This window comes from Microbacterium sp. Bi128, assembly GCF_918698205.1.
This window is the reverse complement of record NZ_CAKKMM010000792.1, coordinates 1-2,325: the sequence shown is the minus strand read 5'-3', so window position 1 is coordinate 2,325 and position 2,325 is coordinate 1. Positions and strand designations below refer to the sequence as shown.

The 2,325-nt window shown below is 72.4% G+C and carries 3 protein-coding genes; 1 reads left to right on the top strand and 2 read right to left on the bottom strand.

Annotation, left to right across the window (positions count from 1 at the left end):
- A partial coding sequence (locus LQV45_RS26315) for an ABC transporter ATP-binding protein (protein WP_230009642.1) occupies positions 1-1,001 on the top strand: 1,001 nt, incomplete at its 5' end.
- 13 nt (positions 1,002-1,014) lie between these two features.
- Here LQV45_RS26315 and LQV45_RS26310 read toward each other — a convergent pair.
- Complete coding sequence (locus tag LQV45_RS26310) at positions 1,015-1,911, bottom strand: glycosyltransferase family 2 protein (RefSeq protein WP_230009639.1); 897 nt, start codon at positions 1,909-1,911, stop codon at positions 1,015-1,017.
- Positions 1,908-2,325 (bottom strand): aminotransferase class V-fold PLP-dependent enzyme (locus LQV45_RS26305; RefSeq protein WP_230009636.1); only part of this gene is annotated, 418 nt, incomplete at its 5' end. The genes LQV45_RS26310 and LQV45_RS26305, both read right to left, overlap by 4 nt.

The following is a 2,325-nucleotide window of genomic DNA, read 5'->3' as shown; positions in this document are numbered from 1 at the left end:
CGTTCACCACGGTGCAGGCGCGGTTGCTCATGCCGCTCATGGGGCTCATGCGCGTCGCCCTCGACGTGCAGACCTCGTCGGCGCTCTTCGCCCGCATCTTCGAGTACCTCGACCTGAAGCCGGCGATCGCCGATGCGCCCGAGGCGATCCCCGTCTCGGCGGCGCCCGGTCCCGTGGGACGCGTGGAGTTCCGCGATGTCGTCTTCCGCTACCCCGACGCACCCGACCATGCGCGCCCGACCCTCGGCGGGGTCTCGTTCGTCGTCGAGCCCGGTCAGCACGTCGCCTTCGTCGGGCCCTCGGGCGCGGGCAAGACGACGATCCTGTACCTCACCCCGCGCATGTACGAGGCGAGCGCCGGGGCGGTGATGTTCTCGGGAACCGACGTGCGGGCCCTCGAGCGCGCGTCGATCATCGACAACATCGGCATCGTCTCGCAAGAGACGTATCTGTTCCACGCGACGGTGCGCGAGAACCTCCGCTACGCCAAGCCCGAGGCGACGGATGCCGAGATCGAGGCGGCGTGCCGCGCGGCGAACATCCACCACGTCATCGCCGGTTTCGAGGACGGCTACGACACGATCGTCGGCGAGCGCGGCTACCGGCTGTCGGGCGGGGAGAAACAGCGCATCGCCATCGCGCGGGTGCTCCTGAAGGACCCGCCCGTCCTGCTGCTCGACGAGGCCACCAGCGCGTTGGACACCGTCTCCGAGCGCATCGTGCAAGAGGCCCTCGAGATGGCGGCGCACGGTCGCACGACCCTGTCGATCGCGCATCGGCTGTCGACCGTCGTCGGGGCCGATCGCATCCATGTCGTCTATGCGGGCCGCATCGTCGAGTCCGGGACGCACGCCGAACTCTTGGCCGCGGGCGGGCTGTACACGGGGCTGGCGGCGGAGCAGATGGCGGCGTCGTTCGTCCTCACCGAGGAGGAGCACGACCGCGCCGACCTCGAGCGGCCGGCGCTGGTCGCACGTCGCGCGGATCAGCCGCCCGCGTAGGACGCGCGTCGCTTCAGTCCGGCAGGGTCTCGACGAACGCCTCGAGCGCGATGCGGTAGGGCGGGTCGGGGTGCGTCTCGGCGAGCCGCAGCAGCGGCGGCAGATCGAGGGTGCGGATGAGTCGCCCGCGTTCGGCCACGGCTGCGTCGGCTCCCGCCGCGCGCAGCAGGGCGATGCCCTCGCCGAGCGCCTCGAGGTAGTCGCGCAGCACGTCCACCTCGCTCAGACGCTGCGTGATCGAGCTCCGGTCGCGCCGTTCCCGCCACTCGACCACGACGTCGGGGGCGACGTCGAAGGCGGTCGCGAGCGTGTACATCCGCTGCGCGACGACCTGGTCCTCGTAGTAGCGACCCTCGGGGAAGCGCAGGTCGTGCGCGCGCCAGAACGCGGTCCGGCTGAGCTTGGACCACGCGACGATGTTCCCGGATGCCGCGGGGTGCTGCGCGAGCGTCGTCGCGCGCCGGGCGGGGTCGGTGGCCGCCGTCACCCAGGGCTGGACGGTCCCGGCGGTGTAGCCCGGGCCGTCGGCATCCGGTCGCAGGCGCACGTAGGCGCCGACGACGAAGTCGCTGCCGGAGTCCTCGAGGGTCGCGGCGAGTCGTTCCAGGGCGTCCGGACGCATGCGGTCGTCGGCGTCGAGGAACGCGAGGAAGGGCGTCTCGACGAGCGAGAGCCCGGTGTTGCGGGCGGCCCCGAGTCCTCGCGGTTCGGGATGCCGGACGACGCGGAAGCGTGGGTCGGCCGCGGCGGCGTCGGCGAAGATCCCCCGGGTGCCGTCGACCGAGGCGTCATCGACGAGGACGGCGGTCCAGCGCGGGTGGGTCTGCGCCTCGAGCGAGCGCAGCGCCTCGTGCGCGAACTCCTCGACGTCGCGACCGGGGACGATCACGGTGATCGCGGGGGAAGTCACCCGCGCGATCTTACGGCGGCGACCGCCTCGGCGACGGCGGTTGCCACGACGTCGAGATTCCGCGTCAGCCCGTGCGGCAGCGTGAACCGCACGGCGGTGCGGGCGTCGTCCGCGTTGATGCCCAGGGCGAGCAGCACGTGCGACGCCTCGTCGCTGCCCGCCGCGCACGCCGACCCGCTCGACGAGACGATGCCGCGGCGTTCGAGTTCGAGCAGCACGGTCTCGCCGTTGATGCCGGGGAAGACGAAGCTCGCGGTCCCGGGAAGCCTCCGCGCCGGGTGGCCGGTCAGACGAGCGCCGGGAACGGCGTGCAGCACTCGGGCGATGAACGTGTCGCGCAGATCCGTGACACGTGCGGCCTCCGCCGCGCGCTCGGCCTCGGCGAGCGACAGCGCCGTCGCGATCGCGACGGCA